Below are 13,225 nucleotides of genomic sequence, written 5' to 3' on the forward strand. Positions count from 1 at the left end.
CCGCGTCCGCCCCTAACGTCCGGCGGGCGGGGCGGCGGGCCGCACGTTGTCCTGTACCACCGGGACCTTCGCAATGATGGACCTGATAACGCTCTGCGCCGTCTCGCCGGTGCCGGCGGCCTTGCGGTCCAGGATGATCCGGTGTGCCAGGACCGGTTCGGCCACGCTGACGACGTCGTCGGGCAACACGAAGTCGCGGCCCTCCAGGGCTGCGGTCGCTTTCGCCGCCCGCAGCAGCTGCAGCATGGACCGGGGGCTCGCGCCGAGCCGGAGCATCCCGCTCTCCCGGGTAGCCCGGCCCAGGGCCACGGTGTACTCCTTGATCGCACGCGAGACGTAAACGTGTTGCACGGTGGCGATCATGGACGCCACCTCGTCGGCGCTGACCACGGCCGTGACCCGGGCCAGCGGGGACGTGGCCTGGTGCGTTTCGAGCATCTCCAGCTCTGCATCCCGGTCCGGATAACCCATGGAAATCCGGGCCATGAACCGGTCACGCTGCGCCTCCGGCAGCGGATAGGTGCCTTCCATCTCGATCGGATTCTGGGTGGCCACCACCATGAACGGCTCATCCAGCCGGTACGATTCCCCGTCCACCGTGACCTGGTGCTCTTCCATGCACTCCAGCAGGGCCGACTGGGTTTTCGCGGACGCCCGGTTGATCTCGTCCCCGATCACGATGTTCGCGAACACCGCCCCGGGCCGGAACTCAAACCTCCGTGAGGCCTGGTTGTAGATGGAGACGCCGGTGACATCGGAGGGCAGCAGGTCCGGGGTGAACTGGATCCGGCTTACCGAGCAGTCGATGGTGCGCGCGAGCGTCTTTGCCAGCAAGGTCTTGCCCACGCCCGGCACGTCCTCCAGGAGCAGGTGGCCCTGCGCCAGCAGTACCGTCAACGCCAGCCGGGCCGCTTCCGCCTTGCCATCGATCACCGTGTTGATCGCGCGCAGGATGCGCTCGGTGGCGGCATGGAACGCCGCGGGCTCCATGGCCGGGGGGAGCGCCGGCGCGGCGGGGGCAGGCGAGCGGGCACCGGCGAAGCCCTCCGGTTCCGGCAGCGCTTCGTCCACGGAGGTGCTTCGGTGGTAGTCCATCGGCAGCCTTTCAGCCCTGGAGCGGCTCCGGCGGAGCGGCTGACTATGCCCGGTCCCGCCCCTGGTATCCGCCTGTTTGGTCCTAGCGTACTAACACAACTGCCGAAGCAGACAGAGAGTTCCGGGGTAATTCCCTGACCCGGCCGGGACTAGGCTGGAAGAATGTGCGATCCGCTGACCCCCGCCCCCTACCGCGAGCCCGGGGAGACCGGCACCGACGGGACCGGCAAGGCATCCGCCGGCCGGAAACCCTACCCGCCGGCGCCGGAACCGCTGCCCGTCGCGGTGTTCGACAATCACACCCACCTGGACTTCCCCGACGGGGGCGACGCCGGGGGGCGGCCGGCGGTCGGCATCAAGGAGGCCCTTGACGCCGCGCAGGCCGTCGGCGTCCGCGGCGCCGTGCAGGTAGGCTGCGACCTTGAATCGTCCCGCTTCACGGTCCAGGCGGTGGAGCAGGACCCCAGGCTGCTGGGCGCCGTCGCCCTGCACCCCAACGACGCCCCGCACTACGCCGCCCGCGGCGAACTGGAAGAGGCGCTCGCCGAGATCGAGGCACTGGCCGGGCACCCCCGGGTCCGGGCGATCGGTGAAACCGGCCTGGACTTTTTCCGCACCGAAGGCGAGGGGCTGGCGCACCAGCGCTACTCGTTCCGCCGTCACATCGACATCGCCAAGCGGCTGGGCCTGGCGCTGCAGATCCACGATCGCGACGCCCACGACGACGTCGTGCAGGTCCTGCGCGAGGAAGGGGCCCCGGAGACGGTGGTATTCCACTGTTTCTCCGGCGACGAAGAGCTGGCCCGGACCTGTAACGAGGAGGGCTGGTACCTCTCCTTCGCGGGCACCGTGACCTTCAAGAACGCAGCGAACCTGCGCGCCGCCCTGGCGCTCGCGGAGCCCGGCCGGATCCTGGTCGAGACGGACGCCCCGTTCCTCACCCCGCACCCGCACCGGGGCCGGCCGAACGCCAGTTACATGGTGCCGTACACGGTCCGCGCCATGGCCGAATTGACAGGACGGGACCTGTCCGAACTCTGCGCCCGGCTGGCCGAAAACACGGTGCGGGCGTACGGATCCTGGGACTAAAACCAGTCCTTCCCGTCACTCTGGAAACATACCGGGTATGCACAAATTCTTGGCCGCTTTATAACGCTACGGTTACAGTGGTCAACTATTAGCCGGGGTCGGGGAAGGCCTTCGGAGAATTTCACCACCGACGGACGCGCACCGTGGCCCACAAATCCACGTGTGCGCTCTCGTTTGGCGGTGAGGCGGTGCCCGCGTTTTCCGCGAACATCCGGACCCGGTCCGGACCTGCCCTTAGGGTGTTCGCGCCGGGGAGACGCGTGGACTTTTCCCCGTGCCCGGATGGTCCAAAAGATACGGGCAATCGTGGTCAAGTTCTTCACATCGGACGGCAAGTTCAGTTTCGTCAAGGTCGGTTCGCAGCTGGTAGTGCTCGTTGCGCTCGTGCTCGGCCTGGTCGCCTTCGTTGGCAACAACAAGACGGTCACCCTCAACGTCGACGGGAAAGTGAGCTCCGTCCAAACCTTCGGCGGCACCGTGGGCCAGGTGGTCCGTGCCGCCAAGGTGGAGCTGCAGCCGGCCGATAAGGTCTCCCCGGCGGCGGACTCCAGTGTGCAGGACGGCGCGGTGATCAACGTCAACCTCGCCAAGGACGTCAAGGTCAGCGTCGACGGTGCGGAACGGACCATCAGCACCACGTCGCCGACGGTGGGCGGCCTCGTCACTGAGCTCGGCCTCGCCAGCGCCTCGGAAGTCTCCGTCCCGAAGGACGCCCAGCTCGCCGTCTCGGGATCCTTCGTCAGCATCTCGACCCCGAAGGCCGTCACCCTGGTCGCCGACGGCAAGGCCACGAAGACCACGACGACGGAGGCCACCGTGAACGGGCTGCTGGCCGACGCCGGCATCAAGCTCGGTGCCAGCGACCGCATCTCGCAGCCCCGCAATGCCCCGGTGGTCAACAACATGGTGGTCAAAGTCTCCCGGGTCGACCTGACCAAGACCGCGTCCACCACCGAAGCGATCCCGTTCGAGACCCTGACCTCCGCCGATGCCGACATGCTCAAGGGCGAACAGAAGGTCACCCAGGCCGGTGCCGCCGGCAGCATCAGTAAGAGCTTCAAGCTGGTCCTGGTCGACGGCCGGATCGCCTCCCGGACCCTGGTGGCCCAGAAGATCACCCGTGAGCCGGTCACCGAGAAGATCGCCGTCGGCACCAAGGTCAAGGAAGAACCCAAGGTCGAGGCGGCCGCCAACACCGGCGCCGCGGCCCCCGCCATGATGAACGAAGCCATGTGGGACAAGATCGCCCAGTGCGAGTCCGGCGGCAACTGGTCGATCAACTCCGGCAACGGCTACTACGGCGGGCTCCAATTCGACATCCAGACCTGGCTCGGCTCCGGCGGCGGCGCGTATGCGCCCAACGCCAGCCAGGCTTCCAAGGCCCAGCAGATCGCCATCGCCAACCGCGTTTACGCGCAGCGCGGCCTCCAGCCCTGGGGCTGCGGCTGGGCTGCCTCCAGCTAGTCCCTGATCCGGCCGCCGGGCCGGACACACCGCCACGGTTCACCCGCCCGACCACGGCGGGACTGCATCATCGAAGGCCGGTTCCGCACCGCGGGACCGGCCTTCGGGCTCTCCGGCCGCGGGATAGGATACCTAGGTGACTGAACCGACCGCTTCCGCCGCCGGGGCCGCCGGGCCCCCGCCCGCCGCCGGCCCCGCTCCGCTCATGGGCGCCTCCGACATCCGCAGGCTGGCGGAGGAAATCGGGGTCCGGCCGACCAAGACCCTGGGCCAGAACTTCGTGATCGACGGCAACACCATCCGCCGCATCGTCGCGGCCGCCGGCATCGGCCCGGACGAAACCGTCCTGGAGGTCGGCCCCGGCCTTGGCTCACTGACCCTCGGCCTGCTCGACGCGGCCCGGTCCGTCGTCGCGGTCGAAATCGACCCGGTCCTCGCCGCGAAGCTTCCCGACACGGTCGCCCGCTGGCGCCCGGACGCCGTCGGGGACTTCCACCTGGTCCTCGCCGACGCGATGAAGGTCACCGAACTCCCGGTGCAGCCGACGGCGCTGGTAGCCAATCTCCCGTACAACGTCGCCGTGCCGGTCGTGCTGCACCTGCTGCAGCACTTCCCGGGCCTGCGCCACGGCCTGGTGATGGTGCAGGACGAGGTGGCCGACCGGCTCGCGGCCGGCCCCGGCACGAAGACCTACGGCGTCCCGTCGGTCAAGGCCGCCTGGTACAGCGGGATGCGCAAGGCCGGCGTGATCGGGATGAACGTCTTCTGGCCGGCCCCGAAAATCCACTCCGGACTGGTGGCCTTCACCCGCCGGGAACCGCCGGCCACCACGGCCAGCCGGGAAGAGGTGTTCGCCGTCATCGACGCGGCCTTCGCCCAGCGCCGCAAGACCCTCCGGGCAGCGTTGGCCGGCTGGGCCGGCAGCGCCGCCGAGGCCGAACGCTGCCTCCGGGCCGCCGGCGTCGACCCGACGGCCCGCGGTGAGGTGCTGGACGTTGCCGCGTTCGCCCGGATCGCCGAAGCCCACGCCAGGTCCGCGTCCTGACCGCCACCCTTGCTTGGAGCCTCAGCCTGCCATGCCATAGCGTGGAGCCATGAACGCAGTGAGAGGGCGCTTTTCGGCGAGGACTGTCCGGGTCAAGGCGCCGGGGAAGGTGAACGTCTCACTGGAGGTAGGGCCGCTGCGTGCGGACGGCTACCACTCGGTGGCCAGCGTCTACCTGGCCGTGTCGCTCTACGAGGAAGTCGCCGCCACCAGCACGGACACCGGCCGGATCACCGTCAGCATCAGCCCGGCCAGCACCCTGGACCTTGACGGCGTCGACATCCCGCTCGACGAACGCAATCTGGCCTACAAGGCCGCGGCCATCATGGCGGACGTGTCAGAGCATTCCACCGGCGTCCACCTCGAAATCACCAAGCGCGTCCCGGTTGCCGGCGGGATGGGCGGCGGCTCGGCCGACGCGGCGGCCACCCTGCTGGCCTGCGACGCGCTGTGGAACAGCGGGCTCTCCCGCGACGAGCTGGCCCACCTGGCGGCCGAACTCGGCGCCGACGTGCCCTTCTCGCTGCTCGGCGGCACCGCCGTCGGCCTCGGGGTGGGGGATGAACTTTCCCCGGCGCTGGTCAAGGCCCAGACGGACTGGGTGCTGGTCACGGCAGATTTCGGGCTGTCCACACCGGAGGTTTTCCGCACCCTCGACCGCCTGCGCGCCGCTGAGGGTGCTGAGATCGAGGAACCCGCAGCGGTGGATCCGCGCGTCCTCGCCGCGCTGCTCGGCGGCGACGCCGACGCCCTCAGCCGGGTCCTGGTCAACGACCTGCAGCGGGCTTCGATTGAGCTGGCCCCCGGCCTGCGCGACGTGCTCGGCCTGGGGGAAGCCTGCGGCGCGATCGCCGGGATCGTCTCCGGCTCCGGCCCCACCGTGGCGTTGCTGGCCCACGGCCCGGCCGCGGCCGAGGGGCTCGCGGGGGAGCTGCGCCACCACGGCCTCGATGCCCAGGCGGTGCACGGCCCGGTGCACGGCGCGCGGATCATTTCCGATACGCTCCTTTAGTAACTTTGACTGTATATACGTCAGTTCACCGCGGGCCCCGAAGCGCCGGCCCGACCCATTTCATCTAGGAAAGCAGTTCCCAGTGGCACACCTGCTCGGCGGCGAGAACCTCACGGTTTCGTATGCAACCCGCACCGTCCTCGACGGCATCACCCTCGGCCTTGAAGAGGGTGACCGGATCGGCATGGTGGGCCGCAACGGCGACGGCAAATCGACCCTGATGCGGCTGCTGGCCATGCGCTCCACCCCGGACTCCGGCCGGGTCACCAAACGCGGCGACGTCAACATCGGCTACCTCGACCAGAGCGACGTGCTCGACGGCGACCTCACCGTCGGGGCCGCGATCGTCGGCGACCAGGCCGACTACGAATGGGCCCGCAACCCCCGCATCCGCGAAATCATGGGCGGCCTGGTGTCCGACGTCGACTGGCACGCCAACGTCCACGCCCTCTCCGGCGGCCAGAAGCGCCGCGTCGCGCTGGCCAAGCTCCTGATCGAAGACCACGACGTCATCATGCTCGACGAGCCGACCAACCACCTCGACGTCGAAGGCGTCGCGTGGCTGGCCCGGCACCTGAAGACGCGCTGGCGGGCCAACCAGGGGGCCTTCCTCGTCGTCACCCACGACCGCTGGTTCCTCGATGAAGTCTGCAACAAGACCTGGGAAATCCACGACGGCATCATGGACCCGTTCGAGGGAGGCTACGCCGCCTACGTGCTGGCCCGCGCCGAGCGGGACCGGACGGCCGCCGTCGTCGAATCCAAACGGCAGCAGTTGGTCAAGAAGGAACTCGCCTGGCTGCGGCGCGGCGCCCCGGCCCGCACCGCCAAGCCCAAGTTCCGGATCGAGGCGGCCAACGCCCTGATCGCCGATGTCCCGGAGCCGCGCGACTCGACGGCTTTGAGCAAGATGGCCACCGCCCGGCTCGGCAAGGATGTCCTGGACCTCGAGAATGTTTCGCTCGACTTCTTGGGCGGGGACGCCGGACGGAAGCTCTTCGACAACATCACGCTCCGGCTTGCCCCGGGCGAGCGGCTGGGCCTGGTCGGCGTCAACGGCGCCGGCAAGACCACCCTGCTGAAGCTCCTCAACGGCGAGATCCAGCCGACGTCCGGGAAGGTCAAGCGCGGCAAGACCGTCGTGACCGCGGTGCTCAGCCAGGAGGTCAAGGAGCTCGACGACGTCAAGGACCTGCGGGTCATCGAAGTGATCGAGCGCGAGAAGCGGTCCTTCAATGTCGGCGGCAAGGAGTTCACCGCCGGCCAGCTCGTGGAGCAGCTCGGTTTCACCAATGAGAAGCAGTGGACCCCGGTCAAGGACCTCTCCGGCGGGGAGCGCCGCCGGCTGCAGCTGCTGCGCCTGCTGGTGGGGGAGCCCAACGTCCTGATGCTCGACGAGCCCACCAACGACCTGGACACCGACACCCTGGCCGCCGTCGAAGACGTGCTGGACGGCTGGCCGGGCACGCTTGTCGTGGTCAGCCACGACCGCTACCTGCTGGAACGCGTCACGGACCACCAGATGGCGCTCCTTGGCGACGGCAAGATCCGCGCCCTCCCGCGTGGCGTGGACCAGTACCTGGAGCTGCGAGACGCTGCGCTGGCCGGATCCACCATCACCGGCGGCGGAAACCCCGTCACGGCCGCCGGCGGCGGTTCGGCCCCCGCAGCAGCCGGGCCGTCCGAGGCTGAGAAGCGGGACGCCCGCAAGGCGAAGAACCGCATCGACCGCCAGCTGGGCAAGCTCAAGCAGCAGGAAGACAAGATCCACGCCCAGATGACCGCCGGCGCCGGCGATGCCAGCAAGTTCGACGAACTGGCGGCCCTGAACACCAAGCTGCAGGAACTCGCCGCCGAACGCGAGGAACTGGAAATGGAGTGGCTGGAGGCCGCCGAGGTCCTCGGCGAGTAGCCGGCTCCGCCCGGGCGGCCACCTCCGGCGGGCAAGTCCTGTGGGTGGGCCGGGGACTGGGCAGAGTGCGTTATGCCCAATGTTCGCGGCAAGGGCTGGGCATGTCCGACGCCGGACGTGCTTCCAACTCGGTGTGCCCCGACGGGCATGTCCTGTGGGTGGGCCGGGGACTGGGCAGAGTGCGTTATGCCCAATGTTCGCGGCACGGGCTGGGCATGTCCGACGCCGGACGGGCTCCCGCCGCCCGGGCGGCCCGGCCCGGGCAGGGCACGCCCTACCCGTCGACCTGGAGCTCCGGGTCCTTGCGCAGCCCGGTGAGTCCGTTCCAAGCCAGGTTCACCAAGTGCGCGGCAACCTCGCGCTTGTCCGGGGTGCGGCTGTCCTGCCACCACTGGCCGGTCATCGCGACCATCCCCACCAGCATCTGCGCATACATCGCACCATCCGCGGCGCTGAAACCGCGGCGCGCAAACTCGTCGGCAAGGATGTACTCGACCCGTGCCGTCACCTGGGACAGCAGCGAGGAGAAGGCGCCCTCGGGCTGGGAGGGCGGAGCGTCCCGCACCAGGATCCGGAAACCGTCGGTCCGGTCCTCGATGTAGCCCAGCAGCGCCAGTGCCGCCCGCTCCACCAGCACCCGAGGTTTGGCCTCCTCGGAGAGCGCGTCGTTGATCGCGCCGAGCAGGATCCGGAACTCGTGGTCCACCACCTGGGTGTACAGGCCTTCCTTGGAGCCGAAGTGCTCATAGATCACCGGCTTTGAGACCCCGGCGGCGCCGGCGATTTCTTCGATGGTAGTGCCGTCCAGACCGCGCATGGCGAACAAGCCGCGGCCCACGCCGATCAGCTGCGCCCGGCGCTGGGCCCCGGTCATCCGGGCCCTCGGCAGCTGTCCTGCCGCCCGGCCCGGTCCGCCGGGAGGGAGGTCCGCCCTTCCGGACACGCCTGCGCTGTTGCTCACAGCTCCATCATGCCCTACCGGCACCGCAGCCCGGCCGCAGCCCGGCCGCCAGCCGGCCGCCGTCCGGAGTCGCACGAGCCGCGGCGTTCGTGGCAGAATTGGCTCTTGTGCCACAGGCTAGACGCCGTGGCACGGTCCGCTCTGGTGTAATGGCAGCACCCCGGCCTTTGGAGCCGTGGAGTATAGGTTCGAGTCCTATGGGCGGAACTGGCCCGGCGGCCCGCCCGCCGGATCCGGCCTCGTGGACGCATGCGGAGGAACCGGACCGCGGCCGTCCAGTAGGATGAAGAGGATGCCGCGACCGGTACGCGGTCCGGCGCGGCCGCGCGGAGCCGGCAACGAGGTGGACCACCTGGCTGTCGCCCCGGGTCAACCGAGATCGAACAGCGGCACCGAACCAGGCCGCTGAGCAAGGAGAGCCCGTACGTGAGCCCCGAGAAGACCGGCCCCGCGGCCGTCATCGTCCTAGCTGCAGGCGCCGGTACCCGGATGAAGTCCCGTACCCCCAAAATCCTCCACGAGATCGGCGGCCGCTCGCTCGTCGGCCACGCGCTCAACGCCGCCCGGGCCCTCGCCCCGCGGGAGCTGGCCCTGGTCGTCCGGCACGAACGCGACCTGGTCGCCGGGCATATCGCCGAGATCGACCCGCAGGCCCTGATCGTGGACCAGGACGAGGTGCCCGGCACCGGCCGCGCCGTCGAAGCCGCCCTCGACGCCCTCGACGCCCGGCACCCCGACGGCCCGCTGGCCGGAACCGTCGTCGTCACCTACGGCGACGTGCCGCTGCTCACCGGCGAGCTGCTCGCCGAACTGGTCGCCGCCCACGAAGCGGACCGCAACGCCGTCACCGTGCTCACCGCCGTTCTCGACGACGCCACCGGGTACGGCCGCATCCTGCGCGGCACCGACGGGACCGTCACCGGCATCCGGGAGCACAAGGACGCCAGCGACGACGAACGCGCCATCCGGGAAATCAACTCGGGCATCTACGCCTTCGACGCCGCCGTGCTGCGGGACGCGCTGGCGCAGGTCACCACCGACAACGCCCAGGGCGAGAAGTACCTCACCGACGTCCTGGCCCTGGCCCGCGCCGCCGGCGGCCGGGTCGCCGCCGTCGTGACCGAGGACCGCTGGCAGGTCGAGGGGGCCAACGACCGGGTCCAGCTCTCCGCCCTCGGCGCCGAACACAACCGGCGCACCGTCGAGGCCTGGATGCGGGCCGGCGTCACCGTCGTCGATCCCGCCACCACCTGGATCGACGCCACCGTCACGCTCGACGAGGACGTCCGCCTGCTGCCGAACACCCAGCTGCACGGCACCACCACGGTGGCGCGCGACGCCGTCGTCGGCCCCGACACCACCCTGACCGACGTGCAGGTGGGGGAGGGCGCCAAGGTCATCCGCACCCACGGCTCCGGCTCGGTCATCGGCGCAAACGCCAGCGTCGGGCCCTTCACCTACCTGCGCCCGGGTACCGTCCTGGGCGAAACCGGCAAGATCGGTGCGTTCTACGAAACCAAGAACGTCACCATCGGCCGCGGCTCCAAGCTGTCCCACCTCGGCTACGCGGGCGACGCGGAAATCGGCGAGGACACCAACATCGGCTGCGGAAACATCACCGCCAACTACGACGGCGAGAAGAAGCACCGGACCATCATCGGCTCCGGCGTCCGCACCGGCTCCAACACCGTCTTCGTCGCCCCCGTCCAGATCGGCGACGGCGCCTACAGCGGCGCCGGCGCCGTAATCCGCAACGACGTTCCCGCGGGCGCCCTGGCCCTGTCGCTGGCCAAGCAGCGCAACTCCGAGGGCTGGGTCGTCTCGCACCGCCCGGGCTCCATCTCCGCGGCGCTGGCCGAGGCCGCCGCCCCCACAGCTTCCAGTACTCCGGCATCGACAGAAGAGGGCTAGCAATCATGAGCGAAATTACGGCACACGGCGAAAAGAAGCTGGTGCTCGCCGCGGGGCGCGCGCACCCCGAACTGGCGCGCGAGATCGCCAAGGAGCTGGGAACCGAGCTGCTGCCGCTGGATGCCTATGACTTCGCCAACGGCGAGATCTACGTCCGGGCCGGCGAAAGCGTCCGCGGCACCGACGCCTTTGTGATCCAGGCGCACCCGGCACCGCTGAACAACTGGCTCATGGAGCAGCTGATCATGATCGATTCGCTCAAGCGGGCCTCCGCCAAGCGCATCACCGTGGTCTCTCCCTTCTACCCCTACGCCCGCCAGGACAAGAAGGGCCGCGGCCGCGAACCCATCTCGGCCCGCCTCGTCGCGGACCTGTACAAGACCGCCGGCGCCGACCGCATCATGAGCGTGGACCTGCACACCTCACAGATCCAGGGCTTCTTCGACGGTCCCGTGGACCACCTGATGGCGATCCCGCTGCTCGCCGACTACATCCGCACCCGCGTCGGCTCGGACAACGTCACCGTCGTGTCGCCGGACACCGGCCGTGTCCGGGTCGCCGAGCAGTGGGCCGAACGCCTCGGCGGTGCGCCGCTGGCCTTCGTCCACAAGAGCCGCGACCTGACCGTGCCGAACCAGGCCGTCTCGAAGACCGTCGTCGGCCAGATTGAGGGCCGTACCTGCGTGCTGATCGACGACATGATCGACACCGGCGGAACCATCTCCGGCGCCGTCCAGGTGCTGAAGAACGCCGGCGCCAAGGACGTCATCATCGCGGCCACCCACGCCGTGTTCTCCGACCCCGCCGCGCAGCGCCTGGCCGAGTCCGGCGCCCGCGAGGTCGTAGTCACCAACACCCTGCCGATCGCCGCGAACAAGCGCTTCCCGCAGCTGACCGTGCTCTCGATCGCGCCGCTGATTGCCCGGGCCATCCGCGAAGTGTTCGACGACGGTTCGGTCACCAGCCTCTTCGACGGCAACGCCTAACCGGCTTCACCGCCGCAGCGTCCGGCGCCGCCGGAACTCCGGCGTCCGGGACCCCGGCCTCTGGCGCCGGTGCCGGGCCCCGTTTTCGCGACGGGGCCCGGCACTGCTAGACTCGAGGGCGATACCTTGGCGAGGGAGAGCGCCGGCGGGCCGCGTGAGCGAACTCCGCCGAACTGCTGGTCTCCGTTATCGACTGGGTCTGAATCTCCTTCTGAAGGGCGGCCATGCCGCCCGGCGTTGAAGGTCGCTGACAGACCTCCGCCCTTGCTACACCGATCACCCACAGGAGATATCCATGTCTGAGCAGAAGCTCGCAGCAGAAGTACGCACCGAATTCGGCAAGGGCTTCGCCCGCCGCGCCCGCATGGCCGGCCGCATCCCCGCCGTCATCTACGGCCACGGCGCCGAGCCGGTCCACATCACCCTCCCGGCCAAGGCCACGACGCTCGCGGTCCGCACGGCCAACGCCCTGCTGTCCCTGGACATCGACGGCGAAGAGCGCCTCGCCCTGGTCAAGGACATCCAGCGCAACCCGATCAAGCAGATCGTCGAGCACATCGACCTGCTGACCGTCCGCAAGGGCGAAAAGGTCACCGTCGACGTGCCTGTCCACGTCACCGGCGAGGTCGCCCCGGGCAACGTACACAACCTGGAGACGACCACCATCTCGCTCGAAGCCGAGGCCACCCACCTGCCGACCGCCGTCGAGGTCAGCGTCGAAGGCCGCGCCGCCGGCGAGCACATCCACGCCTCCGACGTCGTGCTGCCCAAGGGCACCGTCCTGCTGGCCGACGCCGACGCCCTGGTCGTCAACGTTTCCGAGGCCGTCGAGATCGTCGAGGAAGAAGAGACCGCGGAAGAGGCCGCTCCGGCCGAAGGCGCGGAAGCCGAAGAGCAGTCCGAGGCTGCTGCCGAGTAATTCCGGCAAATCCTCCGGCGGCCGGGTCCCAGTGGGGCCCGGCCGCCGTCGTCTCCGCCCGGCCCGCCCCCGGCCCGGCGCCCTGCCCCGAAGGATGGACCCATGACCGATACCTGGCTGATCGTAGGCCTCGGCAACCCGGGCGCCGAATACGCCCACAACCGGCACAACGTCGGCCAGATGGTGCTGGACGAACTCGCGCAGCGGGTGGGCGGCAGCTTCAAGTCACACAAGTCCCGTGCCCAGGTCCTCGAGGGCCGGCTGGGAATCGGCGGGCCGCGGGTCGTGCTGGCCAAGCCGTTGAGCTACATGAACGTCTCCGGCGGCCCGGTCTCCGCGCTGGCAAAGTTCTACGGCATCGAGCCGGACCGCGTGGTCGCCGTGCACGATGAAATCGACATTCCTTTTAATACGGTCAAACTTAAGCTCGGCGGCGGCGAAGGCGGCCACAACGGCCTGCGTGACATCTCCAAGGCGCTGGCGACCAAGGACTACCTGCGTGTCCGCGTGGGCGTCGGCCGGCCGCCGGGGCGGATGGACACCGCCGACTTCGTGCTGCGCGACTTCGCCGCGGCGGAAAAGAAGGAGCTGCCGTTCCTGATTGACGACGCCGCCGACGCCGTCGAGGCCCTGCTGCGCGACGGACTGCAGGCCGCCCAGCAGAAGTTCCACCCCGCGAAGGCCGAGTAACCCAGAGTATTTCCAGTCATTTTCCTTTCCAACCGCACTACTCGGCCGTTATGCTCTGTCTACTTGTCCGGGGGAGGGGTTACCCTACTTCTGGATGGACGGTCCTGGGGTTGCCGTCCGCGAAGCGGTGCGAAGGAAACT

At 69.4% G+C, this 13,225-nt stretch carries 11 protein-coding genes and 1 tRNA gene; 10 read left to right on the forward strand and 2 right to left on the reverse strand.

Annotated features, from left to right (window positions below; genetic code table 11):
• Positions 1 to 12: 12 nt before the first annotated feature.
• Positions 13 to 1,095, reverse strand: a complete 1,083-nt coding sequence (locus tag ASG71_RS13750) for an AAA family ATPase (protein WP_056740244.1) — start codon at positions 1,093 to 1,095, stop codon at positions 13 to 15.
• 162 nt (positions 1,096 to 1,257) lie between these two features.
• Between ASG71_RS13750 and ASG71_RS13755 the strand changes: the two genes are divergently transcribed.
• From ASG71_RS13755 to ASG71_RS13775, 5 genes are all read left to right on the forward strand, one after another.
• Entirely contained in the window at positions 1,258 to 2,184 is a 927-nt protein-coding gene (locus ASG71_RS13755; RefSeq protein ID WP_056740247.1) for a TatD family hydrolase, read from the forward strand.
• 282 nt (positions 2,185 to 2,466) lie between these two features.
• On the forward strand, positions 2,467 to 3,648 hold the full coding sequence (locus ASG71_RS13760; protein ID WP_200948002.1) for a resuscitation-promoting factor: 1,182 nt from the start codon (positions 2,467 to 2,469) through the stop codon (positions 3,646 to 3,648).
• Between the two features lie 205 nt (positions 3,649 to 3,853).
• Positions 3,854 to 4,693 (forward strand): 16S rRNA (adenine(1518)-N(6)/adenine(1519)-N(6))-dimethyltransferase RsmA, encoded by an 840-nt coding sequence (gene rsmA, locus ASG71_RS13765; RefSeq protein ID WP_056740773.1) that lies wholly within the window; start codon positions 3,854 to 3,856, stop codon positions 4,691 to 4,693.
• 49 nt (positions 4,694 to 4,742) lie between these two features.
• Positions 4,743 to 5,705: a 4-(cytidine 5'-diphospho)-2-C-methyl-D-erythritol kinase gene (locus ASG71_RS13770; RefSeq protein ID WP_056740252.1), complete on the forward strand. Its 963-nt coding sequence runs from the start codon at positions 4,743 to 4,745 to the stop codon at positions 5,703 to 5,705.
• 82 nt (positions 5,706 to 5,787) lie between these two features.
• A complete protein-coding gene (locus tag ASG71_RS13775) occupies positions 5,788 to 7,617 on the forward strand; it encodes an ABC-F family ATP-binding cassette domain-containing protein (RefSeq protein ID WP_056740254.1) in 1,830 nt (609 codons plus the stop codon).
• A 274-nt stretch (positions 7,618 to 7,891) separates the two neighbouring features.
• Here the strand turns inward: ASG71_RS13775 and ASG71_RS13780 are convergent, their stop codons facing one another.
• Positions 7,892 to 8,491 carry a TetR/AcrR family transcriptional regulator gene (locus tag ASG71_RS13780; protein WP_056740256.1) on the reverse strand — a complete coding sequence of 200 codons (600 nt, stop codon included), beginning with the start codon at positions 8,489 to 8,491 and terminating at the stop codon, positions 7,892 to 7,894.
• 222 nt (positions 8,492 to 8,713) lie between these two features.
• Between ASG71_RS13780 and ASG71_RS13785 the strand changes: the two genes are divergently transcribed.
• The 5 genes from ASG71_RS13785 (at position 8,714) to pth (ending at position 13,084) form a co-directional block, all read left to right on the forward strand.
• Positions 8,714 to 8,785: transfer RNA gene (locus tag ASG71_RS13785), tRNA-Gln, on the forward strand.
• A gap of 219 nt (positions 8,786 to 9,004) precedes the next feature.
• On the forward strand, positions 9,005 to 10,489 hold the full coding sequence (gene glmU, locus ASG71_RS13790; RefSeq protein WP_056740258.1) for a bifunctional UDP-N-acetylglucosamine diphosphorylase/glucosamine-1-phosphate N-acetyltransferase GlmU: 1,485 nt from the start codon (positions 9,005 to 9,007) through the stop codon (positions 10,487 to 10,489).
• Between the two features lie 5 nt (positions 10,490 to 10,494).
• Positions 10,495 to 11,475, forward strand: coding sequence for a ribose-phosphate diphosphokinase (locus tag ASG71_RS13795; RefSeq protein ID WP_056740260.1), 981 nt, complete (start codon positions 10,495 to 10,497; stop codon positions 11,473 to 11,475).
• 295 nt (positions 11,476 to 11,770) lie between these two features.
• Positions 11,771 to 12,394 carry a 50S ribosomal protein L25/general stress protein Ctc gene (locus ASG71_RS13800; RefSeq protein WP_056740262.1) on the forward strand — a complete coding sequence of 208 codons (624 nt, stop codon included), beginning with the start codon at positions 11,771 to 11,773 and terminating at the stop codon, positions 12,392 to 12,394.
• 102 nt (positions 12,395 to 12,496) lie between these two features.
• Positions 12,497 to 13,084 carry an aminoacyl-tRNA hydrolase gene (pth, locus tag ASG71_RS13805; protein ID WP_056740264.1) on the forward strand — a complete coding sequence of 196 codons (588 nt, stop codon included), beginning with the start codon at positions 12,497 to 12,499 and terminating at the stop codon, positions 13,082 to 13,084.
• Positions 13,085 to 13,225 lie beyond the last annotated feature (141 nt).

Source organism: Arthrobacter sp. Soil763 (assembly GCF_001428365.1).
Lineage (GTDB): Bacteria > Actinomycetota > Actinomycetes > Actinomycetales > Micrococcaceae > Arthrobacter.

Coding starts and splice junctions, on each gene's coding strand:
- ASG71_RS13750 (WP_056740244.1), bottom strand. CDS start 1,095: ATGGACTACCACCGAAGCACCTCCGTGGACGAAGCGCTGCCGGAACCG.
- ASG71_RS13755 (WP_056740247.1), top strand. CDS start 1,258: ATGTGCGATCCGCTGACCCCCGCCCCCTACCGCGAGCCCGGGGAGACC.
- ASG71_RS13760 (WP_200948002.1), top strand. CDS start 2,467: ATGGTCCAAAAGATACGGGCAATCGTGGTCAAGTTCTTCACATCGGAC.
- rsmA (WP_056740773.1), top strand. CDS start 3,854: ATGGGCGCCTCCGACATCCGCAGGCTGGCGGAGGAAATCGGGGTCCGG.
- ASG71_RS13770 (WP_056740252.1), top strand. CDS start 4,743: ATGAACGCAGTGAGAGGGCGCTTTTCGGCGAGGACTGTCCGGGTCAAG.
- ASG71_RS13780 (WP_056740256.1), bottom strand. CDS start 8,491: ATGACCGGGGCCCAGCGCCGGGCGCAGCTGATCGGCGTGGGCCGCGGC.
- ASG71_RS13795 (WP_056740260.1), top strand. CDS start 10,495: ATGAGCGAAATTACGGCACACGGCGAAAAGAAGCTGGTGCTCGCCGCG.
- ASG71_RS13800 (WP_056740262.1), top strand. CDS start 11,771: ATGTCTGAGCAGAAGCTCGCAGCAGAAGTACGCACCGAATTCGGCAAG.
- pth (WP_056740264.1), top strand. CDS start 12,497: ATGACCGATACCTGGCTGATCGTAGGCCTCGGCAACCCGGGCGCCGAA.